General features: G+C 58.8%; 14 protein-coding genes and 1 riboswitch. Of the genes, 4 read left to right on the forward strand and 10 right to left on the reverse strand.

Translation table 11 applies throughout. The features are described from left to right. Positions 1-360: a CidA/LrgA family protein gene (locus tag QEP11_RS08145; protein ID WP_284336138.1), complete on the reverse strand. Its 360-nt coding sequence runs from the start codon at positions 358-360 to the stop codon at positions 1-3. 171 nt (positions 361-531) lie between these two features. Between QEP11_RS08145 and QEP11_RS08150 the strand changes: the two genes are divergently transcribed. Continuing rightward, entirely contained in the window at positions 532-1,440 is a 909-nt protein-coding gene (locus tag QEP11_RS08150) for a LysR family transcriptional regulator (RefSeq protein WP_284336139.1), read from the forward strand. Positions 1,441-1,455: 15 nt separating this feature from the next. On the opposite strand, the gene QEP11_RS08155 is transcribed toward QEP11_RS08150, so the two are convergent. After that, on the reverse strand, positions 1,456-2,532 hold the full coding sequence (locus QEP11_RS08155; protein ID WP_284336140.1) for a hypothetical protein: 1,077 nt from the start codon (positions 2,530-2,532) through the stop codon (positions 1,456-1,458). Positions 2,533-2,534: 2 nt separating this feature from the next. After that, positions 2,535-3,698 (reverse strand): acetylornithine deacetylase, encoded by a 1,164-nt coding sequence (argE, locus tag QEP11_RS08160; protein WP_284336141.1) that lies wholly within the window; start codon positions 3,696-3,698, stop codon positions 2,535-2,537. A gap of 591 nt (positions 3,699-4,289) precedes the next feature. Here argE and QEP11_RS08165 point away from each other — a divergent pair. Further along, positions 4,290-6,326, forward strand: a complete 2,037-nt coding sequence (locus QEP11_RS08165) for an acetate--CoA ligase family protein (protein ID WP_284336142.1) — start codon at positions 4,290-4,292, stop codon at positions 6,324-6,326. Between the two features lie 103 nt (positions 6,327-6,429). On the opposite strand, the gene QEP11_RS08170 is transcribed toward QEP11_RS08165, so the two are convergent. Further along, the gene (locus QEP11_RS08170) at positions 6,430-7,491 is read right to left on the reverse strand and encodes an NAD(P)-dependent alcohol dehydrogenase (protein WP_284336143.1); all 1,062 of its coding nucleotides are present in this window, start codon (positions 7,489-7,491) and stop codon (positions 6,430-6,432) included. A gap of 117 nt (positions 7,492-7,608) precedes the next feature. On the opposite strand from QEP11_RS08170, the gene QEP11_RS08175 reads away from it, so the two are divergent. After that, positions 7,609-8,133 carry a copper resistance protein NlpE N-terminal domain-containing protein gene (locus QEP11_RS08175; RefSeq protein ID WP_284336144.1) on the forward strand — a complete coding sequence of 175 codons (525 nt, stop codon included), beginning with the start codon at positions 7,609-7,611 and terminating at the stop codon, positions 8,131-8,133. A 153-nt stretch (positions 8,134-8,286) separates the two neighbouring features. Next, positions 8,287-8,679, forward strand: a complete 393-nt coding sequence (locus QEP11_RS08180) for a hypothetical protein (RefSeq protein WP_284336145.1) — start codon at positions 8,287-8,289, stop codon at positions 8,677-8,679. Between the two features lie 51 nt (positions 8,680-8,730). Here the strand turns inward: QEP11_RS08180 and metH are convergent, their stop codons facing one another. From metH to QEP11_RS08210, 6 genes are all read right to left on the reverse strand, one after another. Further along, on the reverse strand, positions 8,731-11,469 hold the full coding sequence (gene metH, locus QEP11_RS08185) for a methionine synthase (protein ID WP_284336146.1): 2,739 nt from the start codon (positions 11,467-11,469) through the stop codon (positions 8,731-8,733). 37 nt (positions 11,470-11,506) lie between these two features. After that, a riboswitch (S-adenosyl-L-homocysteine riboswitch) is annotated at positions 11,507-11,611 on the reverse strand. Between the two features lie 98 nt (positions 11,612-11,709). Then, positions 11,710-12,600, reverse strand: coding sequence for an SdiA-regulated domain-containing protein (locus QEP11_RS08190; protein WP_284336147.1), 891 nt, complete (start codon positions 12,598-12,600; stop codon positions 11,710-11,712). A 190-nt stretch (positions 12,601-12,790) separates the two neighbouring features. After that, positions 12,791-18,244, reverse strand: a complete 5,454-nt coding sequence (locus QEP11_RS08195; RefSeq protein WP_284336148.1) for a DNA repair ATPase — start codon at positions 18,242-18,244, stop codon at positions 12,791-12,793. Positions 18,245-18,322: 78 nt separating this feature from the next. Then, positions 18,323-20,395, reverse strand: a complete 2,073-nt coding sequence (locus tag QEP11_RS08200; RefSeq protein WP_284336149.1) for a flotillin family protein — start codon at positions 20,393-20,395, stop codon at positions 18,323-18,325. Between the two features lie 32 nt (positions 20,396-20,427). Then, positions 20,428-21,114 carry a ubiquinone biosynthesis protein UbiH gene (locus QEP11_RS08205; protein ID WP_284336150.1) on the reverse strand — a complete coding sequence of 229 codons (687 nt, stop codon included), beginning with the start codon at positions 21,112-21,114 and terminating at the stop codon, positions 20,428-20,430. Between the two features lie 120 nt (positions 21,115-21,234). Continuing rightward, entirely contained in the window at positions 21,235-21,942 is a 708-nt protein-coding gene (locus tag QEP11_RS08210) for a PspA/IM30 family protein (RefSeq protein WP_284336151.1), read from the reverse strand. Positions 21,943-21,970 lie beyond the last annotated feature (28 nt).

Here is a 21,970-nt window from a genome sequence, read left to right on the forward strand (position 1 = left end):
CTAGCCCCTTGTTCGGGAAGAACGACGACGCGCCAGCCACAGTTCCAGCCGGTAAACACGGTCTACCGCCCAAGCAGTTGCCACCATCACACATACAGTGCTGCTGACAATCACCGCCAGAATGCGCAAGCCTTGATGGGCAATCAGTTCAGGATACTCAGTCACCACGAGCACCGCGGGTACAAAGAACAGCAGCATTTCGGCCAGCAGCCAGTTGGTGCCGCCCTGCAACCATTTGGCTTTCACCACCCCAGTGAACAGGCCTGAGGCCAATAGTGCAAAGCCCAGCAAGCCTGCGGGCATCCCCCAGCCAAAATGCTGGCGAGCCACATCCATGCTCACCCAGATCGCGCTGAGCATGCCAACCTGCAACACCACTTTGAAGCAGTGCTGAAAGCTGTGCCAACTGCGGAGAACGGTGAGCAATGAGACAGAAGGAACCTGGGATGCCATAGGACTTGAAGTCTAGGGTTTACCCTTTGATTCATAAAATGAATAATTCACATTAGAGCCATTCGTAAAAGGAATTCCATGGACCTGCGAGCACTGCGCTATTTCGTCGAAGTCGTCCGTGCGAACAGCTTTACACGGGCCGCGGAAACCGTACACGTGACCCAACCCACCATCAGCAAGATGGTCAAGCAACTGGAAGACGAGCTGGGCGGCCCCTTGCTGCTGCGTGAAGGGCGTGGTGTGCAGCTCACTGATGCTGGCCAGGTGGTATATGAGCGCGGCTTGCAGCTACTGGCACAAGCCAAGCTGCTACGCCAGGAAGTGGCAGAGGTGGATGGTATTGCGCGTGGTGAACTCAGCGTGGGCATCATGCCAACCGCAGGCCACTATATGGCCCCCGTCATTGCGCTGTTTCAGCAACGCTACCCGGGGGTCACACTGCACGTTCAGGAATCTGGCGCACGTGCCCAGCGCCAGCTGGTGCACGAGGGCAAGCTCGACATGGCGCTGGGCCTGTTCAACGCCCCTGATGCGCAGTTGCAAACCTACACCATCACCCACCAAAAAACCCGTGTTGTCATGGCCAAAAGCCGTGTCACCAACGAGCATGCACCCGTGCAGTGGCGCGACTTGGCCGCGCTACCCTTCTTGCTTTACACCAATGACTTCGCTTTGCATGAAGCCGTACTGGAACGATGCGCAGAGGTGGGCTTTACGCCGCAGGTCAGGTTGCAAAGTCGCTATTGGGATTTCATCGGCGACCTGGTTGCAGCAGACATTGGCGTGGCAGTGATGTTTGAACACGTGATTGCCAAGTACGATCCCCAACGCGTGGCCAGCCGCCCCCTGATAGGCCCCGAGATGGGATGGGACGTGATGCTCATGTGGCGTCCAGGCCATCTCTCACGCGCGGCGCAAGCCTGGCTGGATTGCGTGCGCGAGGTCTATCCCAGGCCGCTGTCCCGCTCCGCAGGCACCACAGCTTGAAACGGACGCCTGACACTACGGAGCATCAGCTTTTCCTGCCTTCTCCAGCAGGTCCACCGTCTTCCATGCCTCCCCCCAACGCCAGGGACTGAAACGAGGCAGGACCTGCATGTCGATGGTGCCCACTTTGCCTGCCAGCAATACGGCACTTTCGGCCCATACCGCCATACGTTCTTGCGTGCAGCTGCGCATGGTATTGAGCTGCGCACGGGTCAGGCCCAGCACCGCATGAAGGCTATCGCTTTGCAACTGCTGCTTGCACTCGGCCTGCGCCATGGGCCACCAACCGAGCATTGCCATCAGCTCCTTTTCGTGATCCTGACCTTGCTGCTGCCCCTGCCAGCGCTGCACATACATATCCAGCTTGTCCCTGCGCATATGACCGCCCAAGACAACCTCAAGGACATCGCCCTGCCAGCGATAACGCGATGGCACCACCGCGTGATAGTGGTTGGTGCCATGTTTGCCCCGCGAGTAGCGGTCAATGGAGCGGTTGCCTTGTACCATTAAAGGCTGTATCCATTCCTCCAGCACCTTGCGCTGCTGCAAGCTCTGCGCAGGAGAGTGCGCAGCGGCCAAAGGGATACGCAGTTGCACAGTGGGGTAACCCAGCAATTGTTCGCGCCAAGCCATCCAGCCCGCCATATTCGGTGACAGCAGCAGCACCGCAAAGAAAGCGGCAATGCTGCCAACACCACCAGCAATCCACCAGCCTTCGGCAGGCAGGCGGTCATTTGCTGATTGTTTCCGCAACCATTGCCGTGCACTGGTGAATATTTGCCCCAGTAACCACACGCCGACAAAAGCCAGCACGCCTGCGGTTGCCGCCCCCACCATGCCAAGCAGCGTCGGGTCATAGGCCGAGGTCGGGATCCAGAGCAGCACGCCCACAGCAACACTCCAGCCCAGCAGCATGACTGACATGCGAGCGACCATGCGGCCTGCCGAACCATCAACCAGCTTACGCTGCAATGCCTTCCACAACAGTGCCGCACACGTTACGCCAACACTGGCTGACAGCATCAGCGGCCAGAACATCCACACCATCACGCAGACCAGCAAGATCTGCACAACGATTGCAAACCACAGCATTTTTACAACGACTGCGCCAGCTTGCGCAGGAAAGTTTCACAACGCTGCAGCTGGGCAACTTCCACGTATTCATTCGCCTTGTGCGCATTGGCAATCGCACCCGGCCCACAGACCACGGTCGGGATGCCCGCTTGCTGAAACAGACCCGCCTCTGTGGCGTACGCCACCTTGCGTTTTTCGTGATCACCGGTCAAAGCCTGGACCAACTGACTGATGGCTTCGGTCTCCGCACTGTCAAACGCAGGTGCATTTGCGATCGATTCAAACTCAATGCGTGCATCTGCAAACTCCTGGCGCATGCGGGGCAGCAGCTCGTTGTGCACATACGCTTCTACCTGCGCCTGAATGCCATCGGGGGCCATCCCGGGAAGGTTACGAAACTCATACGCAAACTCGCACAGCTCAGGCAGCGTGTTGACCGCAATACCACCGCTGATCTGGTTGGTGGTCACGGTGGTGTAAGGCACATCAAAAAGCGTGTCATACGGTCCCTGGGCCTTGAAGCTGTCAGCCACATCGCGGATACGGCAAATCAGACGCGCAGCGTATTCAATGGCATTGCTGCCGCGTGGCGTGAGCGAAGAATGCACGGCCTTGCCATGCACCTTGCAGCGCCACACATTGATGCCCTTGTGCGCCACCACAGGCTGCATGCTGGTGGGCTCTCCGACGATGCAGCCATCAAAGCGCTGCCCTTGCAGCTTCAACTGTTCCAGCATGATGGGTGCCCCCACGCAGCCTACCTCTTCATCATATGACAGCGCAAAATGCAGCGGCTTGGCACGCGGCATGGCCAAAAATTCGGGCACCAGCGCCAGACCAGCGGCAATGAAGCCCTTCATGTCACAGGTGCCCCGGCCATACAGGCTGCCGTCGATCTCTGTCAGCGCAAACGGCTCGGTATCCCATTTCTGCCCATCGACGGGCACCACATCGGTATGGCCTGACAAGACAATTCCACCCTGGGTACTTCCGTCCCGGGCGGGCAGCGTGGCGAACAAATTGGACTTGCTGCCATCCGGAGACTTGAACAGCTGTACCTGCACATTCTGAGCGCGCAGCGCATCACGCACATGCTCAATCAGGTTCAGGTTGGAGTTGCGGCTGGTGGTATCAAAAGCGACCAGCGTTTTCAGCCAGCTGCGGGTATCAGGTGTAGTCATCATGCAGTGCACTCATTCATGCGCTTGGAAGCAGATTGCCAAGGCTTGCCCGAGTGTACGGTGGCGGCAATTGTGTTATTCACGGCTCACAGACATATGCATGCAAACACTGCTGCCAAGTCGTGACTGACGCTTGTCTGAAATCCCGGGTTGATCTCTCAGTTTTCTGCAGCCCCCCTCTTTCGCAGTTGTATACAGCCTGCTATTCTGGCGACCGCTGGTTGTCCATGGAGCGATGACAGCCAGCTTGGTGGAGGTGCTTTTCCTTATTGAAAGACACCTCCAGGCAGCATCGCTTCGATTTTTTACAGGCCCAACACAACAAACCAGCAGTCCGCGCACGTGGGCTCGGTTTGGAAAGTCACACATGACACACATTCACATGCTGCACTGCGTGGATGGGCCGCTGCTTCGGCTGCGCACCTAAACCTGCGGGTCAGCGATTTTTCTCGCGAACGCACCCCAAAAAAACACTCTTTCAACTACACCCCCTGATTCATCGCCACTTGGTGATGCATTACGTTGTGGCCGCTTGCGCCCTGCTGCAGGTCACTTTGGTGTACCCACTAGCTTTGAACCCAAGGAGGCTCGCGTATGCGCGCCCTCAGCACATCGGAATCTGTTTACGCCGAAAAGGCACTGAACTGCCAGCAAGCCCATGTCTTGCGCACCCGCCACTGGGCCGGCAACAACCTGTGGAGCCAACGCCCCGTGCTGGAAGCACAGCTGCTCGACATGGACGAACACCACTGGCCGCAGCTCCAAGAGCTGCTACATGCCCTGCTTAAAGCGGTTGCCTTGCCAGACCGTTTTTGCGAATGCTTGCCCGGTATCAACGGACGCGGCACAGTTGTACTGGAAGCCAGCGAAGCAGCTTTGGGCCGTAGCGTACTTCAACAGGCCCTAGAACTGCTTGCACTGCCTCCGATTGCACGCGCGCAGCAGTGGACCGGAGCCTTGGGGCGCATTCGCCATGTGATAGATGAGGAGTGCCTGGGTCCCAGCACTGCATGTATTGCACAAGCAGCCATTCAGCGTCACCTGCCCGCCTATCGTCTGTTTCCCAAGGGCAATCTGGTGCAGCTGGGCATGGGAGCGGCACAACAGCGCATCTGGACCGCTGAGAGCGACATGACAGGAGCCATTGCACAAGACATTGCCTCCAACAAGGCATTGACCAAACGCTTGCTCGCCAACGCCGGCATTCCAACACCACAGGGCGATTGCGCAAGCTCTCCTGCCCAGGCATGGCATCTGGCCCAAAGTCTGGGATTGCCTGTGGTGGTCAAGCCCCTGGATGGAAACCGCGCGCGCGGCGTGACACTGGATTTGATGGATCAGGCATCGGTCGAAACTGCCTGGCTGCTGGCCAAACGTGAAGGTACCCAAGTACTGGTGGAGCGCTGCATTCGTGGCTACGAACACCGGGTACTGGTCGTGGGCGACACTGTGGTCGCAGCCACCCGTGGTGAATCCCTTGACGTGATAGGCGATGGCTGCTCCACCGTGACACAGTTGATCGAGGCTCAGATCAACCAGCATGACCGTTGCCTGATCGACAACACGCTGGAGCGCATCGACCTCTCGACCAATGCGAAGGTGCAGGGCGAGCTGCAGCGCCAACAGCTGGACGCACACGCCATTCCTGCCGATGGCCAGCAAGTCACCCTGCTGCGTACAGGGAATCTCACTGTCGATTGCACCGATGAGGTTCATCCCGATATTGCTCGCCATGCCACCATGGCCGCACGCACCATCGGCCTGGACATCGCTGGCATCGACATGGTGCTGCAAGACATTCGCCGCCCATTGCTTGAGCAGGGTGGTGCGATTGTTGAAGTCAACGCTGGACCCAGTCTGCTCATGCACCTGTACCCGGTACATGGCAAGCCCCGTGCCGTTGGTGAAGCCATCTGCACCCATTTGTTTCCCCACCCTGATGACGGTCGCATTCCTTTGGCGGGCGTGCTTGCCAGCAACACGTCAGGGCTGCGCATTGCGCAAACACTGGCAGCCTGGCAGCAGTCGCAAGGCCACTACACGGGCGTCGCTTGTGGGGATGACATGTACTTGCAGGGCACACGCATGTTACAACCAGTAAGTCAGTCCCCCAGTGCAGGCCAGCGGGTGCTGATGCACCGTGCCGTCAGTGCTGCGGTCATCGCACAGGACATGGCCACTTCCGAGAGAGACGGCTGGGCCTATGCCTATTGCGACCTTGCCATCATTTGCCCGGAAGGCTCCACGCTCGACAACGGCGCACAGCAACGCGTACTTGCGGCCCAATTGCGCACCGTTCGACCCGGCGGCGTGGCAGTTCTGGGCACTGGTTGCGCACAGCTGGAAAGCCTGGCCCTGACCTGCCTGGGCCAAATCGTCTGGCTTGATACCGATGAACAGCATCCCCTGTTGCAGTCGCACCGCCGCGTCAATGGCCGGGTCGTCTTTGTGCGTGATGGGCGCGTGGTGTGCGCTCACGGCACGCAAGAGACTCACCTCCCCCTGCCCGCGCAAATGGGAGAGTGGGCTTTGCCTGAATGGCTGGCGGTGGCTGCCGCGGGCTGGGCCATGGACTGGCCGCTGCCTGTGCTGGAAGTGATTGCGCAACAAGTCACGCCATCCAGTCACTGAACCCTTGAAAAAACCTTTTCAGCCCTCCCTCAAACCACTCTCAAGCCTATCTGGCTGCCTTTCCAAGGAGGTCAGATAGGCAGCAGCAGCTGCAAAAGACTTTTCAATCGGCTTGCTTGAGGCTTTGCATATCAATCACAAAGCGATATTTCACATCGCTTTTGAGCATGCGTTCATACGCTTGATTGATGTCTTGCATGGCAATCACTTCAACATCGGCGGTGATGCCATGCTGGCCACAAAAATCCAGCATTTCCTGGGTTTCAGCAATCCCCCCGATCACCGAGCCGGCAATCGACTTGCGCCCCAGCACCAGCGCCGTTGTATTCACAGGTGATGTCTGCATGCCCAAAAAGCCCACCAGCACCAAAGTACCGCCCGTAGCCAGCGTGGCGGTATAGGGGTTCACATCATGTTCGTAGGGCACGGTGTCCACAATCAGATCAAACTGGCCACGCACCGACTTCATCTGCGCCTTGTCGATGCTGATGATCACTCGATCTGCCCCCAGGCGTTTCGCATCGCTTTCCTTGCCAGATGAACGGCTGAACAAGGTCACCTCTGCACCCATGGCTTTGGCCAGTTTGAGAGCCATATGCCCCAGTCCTCCCAGCCCCACCACGGCCACCTTGCTGCCTTTGCCCACCCTCCAGTAGCGCAACGGAGACCAGGTTGTGATACCCGCACATAACAGTGGCGCCACACCTTTCAAGTCCATGGCATCAGGCAGCTTGAGGACAAATTCCTCGCGCACCACAATGCGCTCCGAATACCCCCCTTGGGTGACCGAACCGTCCACGCGGTCAGTGCTGTTGTAGGTGCCCGTCATGCCGCGCTCGCAATATTGCTCCCAGCCTTTGGCACAAGCGCCGCAATCCAGGCAGCTGTCCACCATGCAGCCCACCCCAACCGCATCACCCACTTTGAATCGAGTCACTGCGCTGCCCAATGCCACCACGCGACCCACAATCTCGTGTCCGGGGACGGTCGGATAAATTGTCCCTCCCCAGTCATTGCGCGCGGTGTGCAAATCAGAGTGGCAGACACCGCTGTAGAGAATGTCAATCACCACATCGTTGGCACGCGGTGCACGGCGCACAAAGTGAAACAGTCCCAGCGGGCTGGTGGCAGATGATGCAGCGTAGCCGCGCGTGGCTTGGAACATAGTCAAGATCTCCTATCCATCGAGTGTGCGAGATGGACTACATGTTTTCAGTGCACCGAGCGATTGGCACACTACACACAGTCTTTAGCATCCATTTTCATGGATGGATACACACTCATGCGCTCTAAATTTATGCAGCCACATATCCTCTCCCCTCGTTATCCGGGCTGGAAGACTCTGCTCTTCACTGCAAGCCTTTGGCTGGCAGGCTGCGCCAGCCAGGCTGTGACCGAAAACGTGCCACCACCGCAGATCGCCGACCTCACTTCGCCCAAGCCTGTGGGTGACAGCGCTGAAACCGCGCTCGACTGGCCCGGTACCTACCAGGCCTTGCTACCGTGCCACGACTGCGCTGGCATTGCCATCAGCGTGCAGCTGCGCGCGGACAGGACAGCAGTTGTCCGTGAACGGCGCGTGGGGGGAAATCTGGACAAGGCTGTAGAGCCTAGCTATACCGGCCCCTTCAGCTTTGACCCTGCGGGCGGCAGCATGATCTCCTTGCGTCGCACGGCACACGCACCGATTGCCTACAGATTCTTTGTGGCCGAGGACTGGATCGAAATGCGCGAGAGCAGCACGGGAGCCAGCCTCAGCCCCCACAATATGTACCGCTTGCGCAAAACCAGCCTTCCGGCGCAATAACTGCAGCGCTGACAGTGCGAAATCAACGGCTGGCAAGCGATTTCAATTGTTAACAATTGCTACACTTTCTGGGTTGGCGTGACTTGCACGCTTGTGCGACCGAGCTGCCATCCCCTTGCGGCGGCTCGCCGCGTTTGCCCAGAAAAGAAGCCCATGCAATTCCTACAGATGGTGGCGCTGGCTGCCACCTTTGCTTTGACCGGTTGTTTTGAAAAGTCTCCGCTGAACGAAACCTTGATGTTCCCGCCAGGCCTGGACATCGAGTACCAAGGAAAACCCGCGAAACTCTATGGCACCTCGCAGTGCTCACAAGGTCAGCTCTCTGGACACACCTGTCTGATCTTCCCTCCCGAGCAACCCGAAGCCAGCGGCGTCATCATCAGCGGCACACAGATGCATGAAGTGCACCTCAAAGTACGCAAAGACCCCCAAAACCCCGTGTACTACATCGTGGAAGATCAAAAAGGCGCACACGTGGTCAGCACCACCGGCAGACACGACGCATACGGCAATATCGACATCCGCCCCCATGAACTCGCCAACTGAATCTTGACGCATAAAAAAAGGCCGCTGAAGCGGCCTTTTTCGATGGTGTCATCAACCTAGATTCGGCGCCAGGAAACGACGCAGCGCCTCCACATCCATACCACGGCGCTCGGCCATATCCACCAGTTGATCTTCGCCAATCTGGCCCACATTGAAGTACATCGCCTCCGGGTTGCCAATGTAGAAACCGCTCACGCTGGATGCAGGATTCATAGCCAGGCTCTCGGTCAACGTCATGCCGATTTCTTCAGCGTTCAGCACCTTGAACAGCTCAATCTTGGCCGTGTGATCCGGGCAGGCTGGATAGCCTGGTGCAGGACGGATGCCCTTGTAGGCTTCCTTGATGAGCTCTTCATTGCTGAAGTTCTCATCGGCGGCATAGCCCCACAAATCCTTGCGCACACGCTGGTGCAGACATTCGGCAAAGGCTTCGGCCAAGCGGTCGGCCAGGGCCTTGAACATGATACCGCTGTAGTCGTCCAGCGCAGCTTCAAACTCCTTGTCTTTCTTGGCAGCACCAATACCAGCCGTCACAGCAAAGAGTCCAGCGTAGTCGGCAACTCCGCTGTCCTTGCTGGCCACAAAGTCGCTCAGACAACGGCTGGGGCGCATCACACCATCCACGGCCTGCTTTTCCGTCTGCTGGCGCATTCCATACCAGGTGGTCAGCACTTCGGTACGCGATTCGTCGGTGTAGAACACGATGTCATCACCGACGCGATTGGCCGGGAACAGGCCCATCACTCCATTGGCTTGCAGCCAGCGCCCATCAATGATCTTCTTGAGCATGAGCTTGGCATCGGCCAGCACCTTGCGCGCCTGCTCACCGACGATTTCATCGTCCAGAATGGCGGGGTAAGGACCAGCCAGATCCCAGGTCTGGAAAAACGGGCCCCAGTCGATGTATTCGGCCAGCTCCGCCAGATCAAAGTTCTTGAACACACGACGTCCGAGCACACGCGGAGTCACTGGCGCATGATTCACCACCGCAGCATTCGCACGCGCTTGCTCCAGGGTCCAGAGTGGCGTCTTTTTCTTGTTGGCATGCTGGGTACGCACCTTGTCGTAGTCGGCGGTCACCTCCGCCAGATAATTATCCTTGTTGTCTCCAAGCAGGCTTTGCGCCACGCTCACAGAGCGGGATGCATCAGGCACATACACCACAGGCCCTTCGTACTTGGGCGCAATCTTCACCGCCGTATGCACGCGCGAGCAGGTGGCGCCGCCAATCAGCAAAGGAATCTTTTTGATGCGGAAGTAGTCGTCCTTGTGCATTTCACCTGCAACGTACTGCATCTCTTCCAGGCTGGGTGTAATCAACCCCGACAAGCCGATGATGTCCGCCCCTTCTGCCTTGGCGCGCGCCAGGATTTCGTGGCAGGGCACCATCACCCCCATGTTGATGACTTCAAAGTTGTTGCACTGCAAGACCACGGTGACAATGTTCTTGCCAATGTCGTGCACATCACCCTTCACGGTGGCGATAACAATCTTTCCCTTGCTCGAAACATCCAGCCCTGCGGCCTCTTGCTGGCGCTTCTCTTCTTCAATGTAAGGCACCAGATGCGCCACCGCCTGCTTCATCACACGGGCAGACTTGACCACTTGGGGCAGGAACATCTTGCCAGCACCGAACAGATCGCCCACAACGTTCATGCCATCCATGAGCGGGCCTTCAATCACATGCAGCGGGCGGCCACCCTTGGCCAGAATCTCCTGATAGGCCTCCTCCGTGTCCTCGGTGATGAAGTCGGTAATACCGTGCACCAAGGCGTGGGTCAGGCGCTCACCCACGGTTTTGGGATTCTCGGGTGTGCCGCGCCATTCCAGCTTCTTGCTGTCATCCTTGGCAGCGCCCTTGGCCTGATCGGCAATTTCCAGCAGGCGCTCGGCAGCGTCGGGGCGACGGTTGAGCACCACGTCTTCCACGCGCTCGCGCAGCTCGGGATCCAGCTCGTCGTACACGCCAATCATGCCGGCGTTGACGATGCCCATGTCCATACCCGCTGCAATCGCGTGATAGAGGAACACGGTGTGAATCGCCTCCCGCACGGGGTCGTTGCCACGGAAGGAGAATGAGACATTGGACACGCCCCCCGACACCTTGGCACCGGGCAGGTTCTGCTTGATCCAGCGCGTGGCTTCGATGAAGTCCACGCCGTAGTTGTTGTGCTCCTCAATGCCAGTAGCCACCGCAAAGATGTTCGGGTCGAAAATGATGTCTTCCGGCGCAAAACCGACTTCGTCCACCAGGATGCGATAGGCACGCTCGCAAATCTCGATCTTGCGCTCAAAAGTATCGGCCTGACCTTTTTCGTCAAAGGCCATCACCACCGCCGCCGCGCCATAGCGCTTGACCAGCTTGGCGTGCTTCTTGAACTCTTCGACACCTTCCTTCATGGAGATCGAGTTCACGATGCCTTTGCCTTGCAGGCAACGCAGACCCGCTTCAATCACTTCCCACTTGGAAGAATCCACCATCACCGGCACTTTGGCGATGTCGGGCTCGGAAGCGATCAGGTTCAGAAAGCGCACCATGGCGGCCTTGCTGTCCAGCATGGCTTCGTCCATGTTCACGTCGATGATCTGCGCACCGTTTTCCACCTGCTGGCGCGCCACGGCCAGTGCTTCTTCGTACTGCTCGTTCAAAATCAGGCGCGCAAACGCCTTGGAACCCGTGACATTGGTGCGCTCCCCCACATTGACGAACAAAGTGTCTTCGCCAATAAAAACGGGCTCCAGACCCGACAGACGCATGGGAGGAATCAAGGAGGGGGCAGCAGCAGTCATCGCACTCACCTGTGTAAAAATCAAAACCAAAACGGAAAACAGGTGAGCGCCGTTGCAAACGGATCAGCGTGCTGACACGCCGAGGCCCCAAGCCTGACAACACGGTAGCGACACACGCGCTGCTGCAGCGCTCCTTGGGGAGACAAACGCGTGATTCTAAGGCGCAATCTCCCTGTGATGCACCGCGCAGGCGTTATCACGTACGAGGAGAGCTATATGGGGCGTAGCAATCTACGCCAATCAAGGCGCTGGGCGACGCTTCTCGAAGCGGTAAAACAAATTGGGCTCTGCAACCAAATAAATATTGCCCTGCGGGTCCACGGCTATACCTTCCGCTTGCTCGATGCCATCTTGCAGGCCATGCAGTCCGCCCCACAAAGGCAGAATGCCCACCGCATCACCATCACGCGTGTACTCCACGACCACGCCAGACTCCTGGCCCAAAAACAGCAGGTTGGAGCTGTTATCCAGAGTGGTGATGGATGCCAGATCGCTGAGCAGCCACCCCATGGCACCTTGGGCAATCCACTCTCGCTGCGCATGAAGCTTGATTTTTCCGTTCCCGGGCTGTCCGCTTTCCATCGGCAGCTCGCTGGCAATTTCCATCACACGCATCGGCCATTTTTCCTGCCCGACCCACAAAGTCTTGTCTCGCGCATTCCAGGCTAGAGCCTCCACCCCCAGGTTCTTGTAAAGGGGATTCAAGGACAACTGGGCATGGGGGGCTTCGTCAAGATGAATGACTTTGGTGTCTTTCGCAATTTCAACCTGCCAAAGCGCATTGGTCTTCTCATCCACGATCATGAATTGATCGTGATGAAGATGAGTGATACCTTCCGTATCTTTGCCTCCACGCACCCGGATGATGCGCAGCACCTCGCCATCGGTAGTCATCTCGACCACCCTCGACGGAGCATTGGCAATGCCAAAGAGCGTTTTGGATTCCGGGTGAAACGTCAAGCCCGACAAGTTCTGACGAATTCCCTGCACTGCTTTGGCTTCCACAGTGACTTTGTAATCCCTCAAACCCAAAGCATCTGAAACCGGTGCTTTTTGCTGCTGCAGCACATAGTAAACAAGTGCTGGAAGATAGAAAAAGACCAGCCACAAGCCAATCAACAGAGCTAGCAAAGCTAACAGGTATTTACAACGCTTTTTCCAGACAGAGTGCATTTCGAGATTTTGCACTTAGCCGGACATCCCCATAGAAAAAATCCTCAAGCCAAGAGATGCTGCTACCAGTCATCGTGCTTGAATTTTCATTCGCAATTGCGTCGAAACAGGCTGGCCGCTCCACACAATATTCCAATCAATCCAGCGTTCAAGACGCACTGTCCTGCATGCGGTCAAAGGCCCTGTGTATCTCTTCGGAGCGCAGCGTCGGCTGCAAGCTGTCACGCTGTAGTTGTGCACGCTGACTGTCGATCTGCTCCTGCATGCGGGTGGCCACCTGCATGAGCACCCGGTGCAGGCCCAACTGTTGTCTGCGGCTGTGCTCCAGGTGCTCGACCACCGGCTGCAGCGATCGGGACGCCAGCTGCTCCAGCAATGCTGCCATGCGGTGGACCTGGGTATTCTCTGCGCCCTCATCAGTATCAGCGTGCTGATTCTGTGCAAGCACCTGCCAAACGCCCTGCAGAGACTGCTGCGTCGCGCTGTGCGCCTGCTGCAGTTGTTCCAGCAAAGCCTGCCAGCCCTCACGCTGTGTCAACTCCGCATCGCGCTGCTGCGATTGCTGCTGTCGGGCGTCTGACATGCCATGCGCCACCTCGCGCGTGACAGCAACCAAGTCCACCAGTTGCGACGCCACGCGCGTACCTGCATCAGCGTTGGCCCCGCCCATGGACTTCTGGCGCAGAAACTCGGCCTTGATGTCGTTCCAGCGCGCAGCATCTTCCGCATTCAAGGTGCCGCGTAATTCGCGCAGCTTGAGCAGGTTTTCCTCTGCGCCCGTGGTCAGCATCTGCGCCTCGCCCTGGTAGTGGTCGTCCAGCATCTGCTGCATCTCGGCGTCGTTCATCACCGGTGTGATCTTCTCCGCGAGCTTGCTCATGTTGCGATAGCTGCCCTGCAACTTGAACGGCGGTTCTTCGCGATATTGGTCGTCCTGCGCAGCGCTGTGAATGTACTGCTGATTCACGCGAAACACAGTCTCACGTACCTTGAGCATGCGCTTGAGCGTCGCATCAATCTCGCGCAGCTCTGCCGACGAATACTCATAGCTCAGTGCATTGCTGGAAATTTCCTTTCCCTGCGCCTTTTCGATCAACAGATAGAGATCGTCCAGACTGCGCGTAGCCATGGGCGCCAGCACCGCGTTGGAGGTCATGCTGTTCTCGATATAGCTGAGCTTGAACACTTCTTCCATGCCACCCAGCACGTCGCCCAGGTTGTAGATGTCCGCACGGTTGGCCAGCATGTCGGGGATCTTGAAGACCTCACCCGACTCGGTGTACGGGTTGCCCGACATGACGATGCAAAACCGCTTGCCGCGCAGATCGTGCGTCTTGGTCTTGCCGCGCCACACGCCCTCGATACGGCGCGTGCCGTCCGACAGCGAGATGAACTTCTGCAGAAACTCGGGATGCGTGTGCTGTATGTCGTCGATGTACAGCATCACGTTGTTGGCCATCTCCAACGCCAGATTGAGCTTTTCCAGTTCCTTGGCTGCTGTTGCATCGGGTGCCTGCGCCGGATCGAGCGAGCGCACAGAATGCCCCAGCGCCGGTCCGTTGATCTTCATGAAGATCAGGCCCAGTCGGCTCGCCACATATTCCATCAGCGTGGTCTTGCCGTAGCCCGGTGGCGAGATCATCATGAGCAAGCCCATCTGGTCGGTACGCTTGGTCTCTCCCACAGCACCGATCTGCTTGGCCAGGTTGTCGCCGATCACCGGCAGATAACTCTTGTTGATGAGCTTGTTGCGCACAAACGAGGTGAGCGGGCGCGCCTTGAATTCCTCCACGCGGATGCGCTCGCGGTAGTCCTTGAGCACCTGCTGACGCAGTTGCTGATAGCGTTCAAACTGCGGTACGAAGTGGCGAAAGTGATGAACCGCGCGCATGCCCAGGTCATCGATCTGCAGCACCATGCGCCCGTTGCCGATGCGCGCATGCTGACCCAGCAAACCCTGCACCTCGCTGCGCAGATCCACATTGCTCACCACACTCGGCAGGTGGCTCGCACAGGTCAACCACGAGGCAGCCTCGCCTGCATAGGCCCACCATGCATCACCATCGGCAGACTTCAGCGCCCGACACGCCGTCTGCACCCAATGCAACGCACTGCGCCAGCGCTCGGCCAGCGGCGCGATCTGGTTGCGATGTTCACGGTCTTCGCCCCGCCAGTAGTCCAGCATTTCATCCCAGCGCTGCGGGTTCTGCAGATCGCTGTTCAACGCCGTTTGCAGTGCCGCCACCGCACTCTGGCTGTAGCTTGAGAAGTGAAAACGTACCGCCTTTACGGCCAGCTCCGCCTGCAGATAATTCGCCGCTGAGCGGATCAATCCGTCAATGTCGCCATGCGCCGACAAGGCCGTGAAATCATCAAGCAGGCCACGGTCTTTGACAAACACACGCAACACGCCGCCGATGTCCGCCTGAAGCGCATGCATTTCCGCCTCACTCGCAAACAACTGCTGCATGCATTGCGCATGCTGCGCGCGGCGCGGCCACTGGGCAATATCAGCGGCCAGCTGCGGCTGCTGAATGTGCTCATGCTCGCGCCAGAACAGCACCGCCAAGGCCCGCGCGTCGGGTCCGAAACGCAGCACGCCTGCCGCATCACGCAGTGGCAGCAGAGCCTGCAGAATCAGGGCAGCATCATGGTCGTGAATGCCGCGCTCGTAGCCTTCGCGATAACGCGGCGCTGCAAACTCGCGCACCGCCAGGGTCAATGCCGTGCCATCGAGAAGCAATTGCGCCAGGCGTTGCTCATTCCAGCCATCGGTGCGATTGCGCGCCGCCAGCACCACGTTCAGCGCCAGATACTCGCCGCGATACAGCTCGGCGGATTCGGCCAACGTAGACACGTCCCAATAAGCCTGCAGATTCGCCAGCTCTGCGTTGTCGACCGCTTCGAAATACTCCGTGCCCACCAGATGCAGAAACAGCTCGCCATTGCGTGGCAGCAGCGTCAGCTCCAGATCCTGGTTGCCCACGCTGAAGCGGTGCCGCCCCAGCTTGATGACGTTGCCGCCACCTTCATAGAGATCGGAGCGATCCTGCAGCGAACGGAACGCCTGATCGCGCAGCGACTTCACACGTGTGTCGATATCGTCGGCCTTCACCGCATCGAACAGCTCGTTGCGCAGCCGCGCGCCCAGCTCCTTGAGTTTGGCGATCAGCGTATCGCCCGCAAAGAATGCATGCAGCGCCTCGCTGGACGCCAGCTTGTCGGTGCGCTTGGGCAGGCCCTGGATGATGCGCAGCGCCGCATCATGCACCCCCTGCGCGCGGCGCTGGCGCTCGTCCTGCAGCGACTGTCGCCGCGATTCAAACGTCTCCAGCAGCTCCTCGCGCTTGGCAACGATGTCGTTCAGAAACTGCTCGTGTTCGCCAAACTGGCCCTCGATTTCTTCGAGCTGCACCAGCAATCGCGCAAGCTGTTCATCGCACTTCTCGGTCGTCTGCGCCAGACCCAGCGCATTGACAATGCTTTGCGAGAACAGCGCCAGTTGTGACGCAAACTGCGCCACCTGCTCCGAGCTGCCCAGGCTGCTGCGGCGCTGCTCGGCGCGTGCTCGCACCTGGTTCAGGCGCGAGTAGATGGCCGAGATGCGGTCCACCACCTGCGTGCGCTGTGTGGCGTCGTCGATCTTGAGGCCGGTCATCAGCTCGGACAGCATGTCCAGCGCCGCCGAGATGCGCGTCATCTCCGCCAGCGGCTCACGCAGTTGCACCACGGTGGCCGCCGCCTGTGCCTGCTGATCGAGCTTGTGCAACTCATCCACATAGGGCTGCAGCGCCGCATCGGTGGCAATGAAGGCGGCCGTGCGCTGCGACACCTCACCCTGCACCTCGCCCACCGCTGCAGCCATCGTGTCGATGGCCTCTGTATCCACATAGCGCAACTCGCGCGTGGACATCAAGTGCCCGCGCAACTTCGCCAGTTCTTCCAGCGCACTCACGTGCTCGTCCACCGTCGTCCAGTCGCTGGTGCGCAAGCGCTTGAGCAGATTGCCATGCTGCGAGGACACATCATTCATCGCGCGCGACGAAGCCTGGCGGATGCTCTCGACCTTCTCGTACTCGTCGATCACCGCATCGCCCGTGGCGACTATGCCATGCAGCACCTCGTTCATCGCGGCAAGCTGCGGCGTGTTGATCCACTGGTGGCGCTCGAACAGCAAGCGCGTGGTGTCGATCAGCCGTTCATAACGCGCCAACGACACCTCGGGCGCAGCGATTTCCTTGCGCACGCTGTACACATCGGAGATGCCGCTGACCAGTTCCGCATTGCCGATGTGGCCCAGAAAGCTGTCCTTCTGCGGCTGGCGCGCGGCAAAGTCTTCCGACGCAAATGGCGTGCGCCAGATCTGCATGGGATGCACGCGCGTGGCCTCGTCGCCATCGGCGGCAAAAATCACGATGCGCCCGTCTTCCAGCCGCGCATAACCGTGGCAGACAATAGGCGGCTGCAGTGCGCGCTCGATCAGGTTGTACTTGAACAGCGCCATGCGCCCGCTGCCCGGCTCATAGAAGATGTAGAGCACATCCTCGCCGTTGGGCGAGCGGATGCTGCGGCGATAACGCATGCCCTGCATGTTCTGCTCGAACGAGCGGTGCTCGCCGCTCTGCAGCACATAGCCACCGGGAAAAATGATGCCATGGTCATCAGGCAGCTGGATGCATGCGCCCGCAATCGCATCCATGCGCAACACCTGACGCGACAGTGTGTTGTAGATGAGATAGCGCCACTGCTCTTCGCGATACGGCAGAATCTTCAGCAAAATCATGCTGCCGAGCTGCGCGTACTCGAACACCGCATCATCCAGCGATTGATTGGCTTCCTGCACAGGCTCGCTGTAGATACCAAGCCCGTCGTTGGTATTGTTCTCGACCTTGAGGGTGAGCGTGCCGCCAAGCGTCTCCACGAACACCTTGTCGAGGATGTTCATGTGCGGAAAGCGGCCCTGCACGATCTGATCGCGCCCGCAGCGCTGCCACTCAAAGTCAAACGGCGCCGGGGGGTCGATGTCGCGTTCACCGCGGTTGTCGATGTACTTGACTTTCTTGCCATCCGGCGAGATCGACCAGCGAAACACGCGCACGTCGGTAATGCGCTCCCCGATCTGAAAGCTCGCCAGCAGCTTGCTGTCGCGCACCACCAGCTGCATCAGCCGCGTGTTCTTGTAGTAGGCGTACAGCTCCTGAAAATCCTGCACAAAGCTCTGGATGCCAAGGAAACTGTCCTTCAATTCGACCGGCACGACCTCGTAGCCGTGCTCGTTCTCCTCCAGGCGATACAGCGCGAACACATCTTCCACGCGCGTGGCCTGCTTGAGTCCCATGAAGACGTTGTAGCCGAAGAGCAGCAGGTCTCCCACCTGGGTGATGTCGCGCCCCACGCAGTTGTTTTCGGTGCGCACGCGCATGCGGCCGATGACTTCCATCTGGCTTCGGCCAAACTCTTCGAGGCGTTCCTCGTTGAGCTGACGCACCAGGGTTTCCAGCGTCTGGCCTTGCGTTGCCAGACGCTTGGCCAGCACTTCATACGATCCACCGCTCGCAACGGCCTGGTCTACAACGGAGGTGGGCTGTTCAGCTTGAGACATAGCGCTCACAGACTTCAACGTGAATAGGAAGACTCAGCCCCTCTCCCGCAAGCAAGAGAAGGGGCAAGACGCATGGCCTCAAGCCGATGGCGGCAAACTCTTCTGATCGTCGCCCGCACCGCCGCCCAGCAGCGAGGGCACACCACCCTTGCTATTCAGAAATTTATTGAGCAGCTCCTGCACGATCGGGCTCTTGCCCGACACGCCTTCAATCGCCTTCCCCACCGACAGCGCCTTGGCGAAGTTGTCGAAGAATGCGCCCTCGCCACCCACGATGTCGATATTGGCCTTGCTGAGCGCAGACGACAGCACCTCAGCCTGCTCCTTCGCAACACTCTTGTTCGCGTCGATGGCCGCCAGCGCCTGCTCGAAGTTCTTCTCGAGCTGCATGCGGAACTCTTCGTGCGAACGTGCCTGATCGGACAGGCCGCCCAGTGCAGCGAATTTCTCCGTCAGGCCCTTGGCTTCAGCGAACAGTTTGTCGCGCAGCACGTCGGCCTCGGACTGACCCACCTCGCGTGTCACCAGCGCCTTGGTGTTGCCTACCTGCGCCTCGCCGCGTGCCTGTGCCATCAGGCGCTCTTCAAGCACCCTCGCCTCGGCCAGACCCTGTTTCTCGTTGGCATCCGCCGTCGCCTCGATCACGCGCGCCTCGGCCATGCCCTTTTCCTGCTGCCCCTTGGCCTCGGCGATCAGGCGCTCGGCCACCACCTTTGCCTGTGCCAGGCCTTCCTTCTCGATGGCAGCCGCCGTCACCTCGCGCACCTTGGCATCGGCCAGACCGGGCGCTGCACGCTCCACTTCAATGGCTTCGGCCAGCTTCTTCTTGGCCTCGGCAGTCTTGCCAGCAGCTTCCAGTTCAGCCTGTGCCAGCGTGGTCACTTCCACGGCCTTGTGGCGCGAGGCTGTCTCGTCGGCCTCCGCCTTCTTCACCTGACGCACCAGATCCTCTTGGGCAGCGGCCTCAGCGGTCAGCACGGTGACCTGTTTCATGCGCTCGGCCTCGGACACCACGCGCACTTCCTTGATGCGCTCTTCTTCCTGCGCCACCGTCTTCTCCACCGCCACGCGCTCGCGGATCACGTTGGCGATGTTGGCCTTCTCGACTTCAATCGCCTTCTCCTTCTCGATGCGCTGCAGCTCCACCTCGCGTTGCCGCGCAACAATCTCCAGCTCCTTGGCACGCGTGACTTTTTCCACTTCAATCACCACTGCGCGCTCGCGATTCTGCTGCGCCACCGCCACTTCGCGGGCCTTGTTCTCTTCACGGATGTCGAGCTGCTCCTGCGTCTGTATACGGGCCTGCTCGGCTTTCAGGCGTTCCTCTTCCTGCACCTTCTGCGTCTCGGCCTGCTCGCGCGCCTGGATGGTCGCGATCTCGCGTTTCTGGCGGGCTTCCGCATCAGCCTGCTGGCGCGCCAACGCCAGCATGGCTTCCTTGGTTTCAACGTTTTTCTTGGTCACCGCCAGTTCGGCATTGCGCTCCAGTTCGTTGGTCACAATGTTCTGCTTGGCCGTCAGTTCGGTGATTTTCCGGATGCCCTCGGAGTCCAGGATATTGTTCGGATCCAACGATGATTTGGGCGTCTGTTCCAGGTAATCGATGGCCACATCTTCAAGTACGTAACCATTCAGGTCGTTGCCAATCACATGAATGATCTGATCTCGGAACTCCTGGCGGTTCTCGAACAGCTTCACGAAATCAATCTGCTTGCCGACGGTCTTGAGCGCCTCGGAAAACTTGGCGTTAAACAACTCGTTCACGGCCACCTTGTCAGAAGCACGGTCCACGCCAATTGACTTAGCCACCTTGAGCACATCTCCCACTGTCTCATTGACACGCAGGTAAAACGCCACGGTGATATCGGCGCGCATATTGTCCCGGCAGATCAGTCCCTCCTTGCCACGGCGATCAATCTCCAGTGTGATCAGAGAGATACGCATGAACTCCTTCTTGTGAATCACCGGCAGCACCAGTCCCCCTGTGAATTTCACCTTGGGCTGAGAAGTAGTGTCATTGATGATCAAGGCCGTACCCTGGGGCACCTTGATGTAGAAAGCCTTTATCAGCGCAAACAGCCCGAGTATGAGAATGAAGACGGTGCCAAGGACCACGGCCGCCACGATGTACCACTCCATATTGCCTGTCATGCATTGCTCCCTGTCTGCTGGATATCTGAAAACTAAAAACCGTTCCTGTCCTGCCCCGCGCGCTCACTGCCATCGAATTCGGCCTTGCTGACCACGCGCCAAGCGTTCTGTTCCTGAAGGTGCTCTATCAACACAATCTCCGTGCCGCGCACCAGCTCGCGCTCTGGCGAGCGCATCTGCAGATTCAGGCCGCCGCCTCCGTCATCCACGCTGCCATAGCCCTGCTGTGCATTCACCACCGCGCTACGCACCAGCCCTGTCCGCCCCAGCAGAACCTTCTGTACTTCACCCGGTGCCAACTTGGTCAGCACGCTGCGCAAAGGTCGCAACACAGCAACGGTGCCCAGAAATCCGAGAACAACAGCTGCACAGGCCACCAAGGAGCCGGTCATGAAACTGAGCCAACCACCCCCTTGCTGCATGGGCACCAGATGAGACATCACATAAGAGGCCAACCACGAAAGCAGCAACAACACTGTGATGATGACGGTCAAAGGAATACCGCCCAATCCAACCTTCAGCAGCAGCCCGGCCAACGCACTGGCCGAACTTTCAACGCCGTTAGCACTGTCGCTGCCATCAAAAAGCACCCAGTGGTCCAGCGCATCAATGTCCAGCAATCCCAGCATGGCCACCATCCAATACAGCAGCATGAAAAGCAGCAGCGCCCCGAACAAGAATGTCGGGAAGCCGAATGCGTACTCCAAGAAAGCGCCCATGTGGTTTTCCTCCCGTACGTTGCTGTGTCGCCAGGCCTGCCTTCAGCGGCAGGCGCCGCGTCCTCTTGCTCTTGTTGCTTTAACGGTGCATGTCATGTGGTAGCAGCATGCAGGTCCAGATCAGGCAGCCTTGCCAGAACCTGCGCGCTGCGCCTTCAAACGCTCCAGCACGGTCTTTGCATCGCTGGCCTGCGAGGCAATTCCTGCAGCTCGAAGTTTGGCGTCCAGCGCATCTTCTGCCCCCTCTTTTGCCAGTTCAGCAGCACTTTGCAGTCGCGCTCCATGCTCTGCCTGCTTCTGCTTGATGCGCTCCAGTGAATCCAATGCCGTCTGCACCCTTGACTGCGTGCCTGTGTACCGCCCCGCCACCGTTGCCTGCGCACGCTGCACGCTTTCAGTCGCTTTGACGGTGTCTGCCTGCTGCTTGAGCCTGCGAATGTTCGACTGTGCTGTCTGGATCGCGGCCCGCAACTGCTCCACGCTCTGGGTAAAGGCCTCGAGTTGCGTTTGCTCTTCATCGCGCTGCGCTTCCAGCAATGCCACCTTGCCTGCGACTTCCAAAGCCAGTGCCTCATCGCCTGTATCGAGCGCCTTGACCGCATAGTCCTCGTATTCGATGAGCCTGGACTGGGTGGTCTGCAGCTTGTCAGCAGCGAGCTTTTGCTTGGCCATGATTTCGGCCAATGCTTCCCGGGACCTGCTCAAGTCACTGTCCGCGTCGCGAATTTCCTGATCAAGGATGCGCAACGCCTGGCTGTCAGTGACAGCTTCCCCGGCTTCGTGGGCCGCTCCGCGCAATGCTGTTACCAGCTTGTTCCATAGTGCCATGATGTTCTCCTGGAGCTGAGGGTTGTAG

Source organism: Comamonas halotolerans, assembly GCF_030162935.1.
Classification (GTDB): Bacteria; Pseudomonadota; Gammaproteobacteria; order Burkholderiales; family Burkholderiaceae_C; genus Comamonas; species Comamonas halotolerans.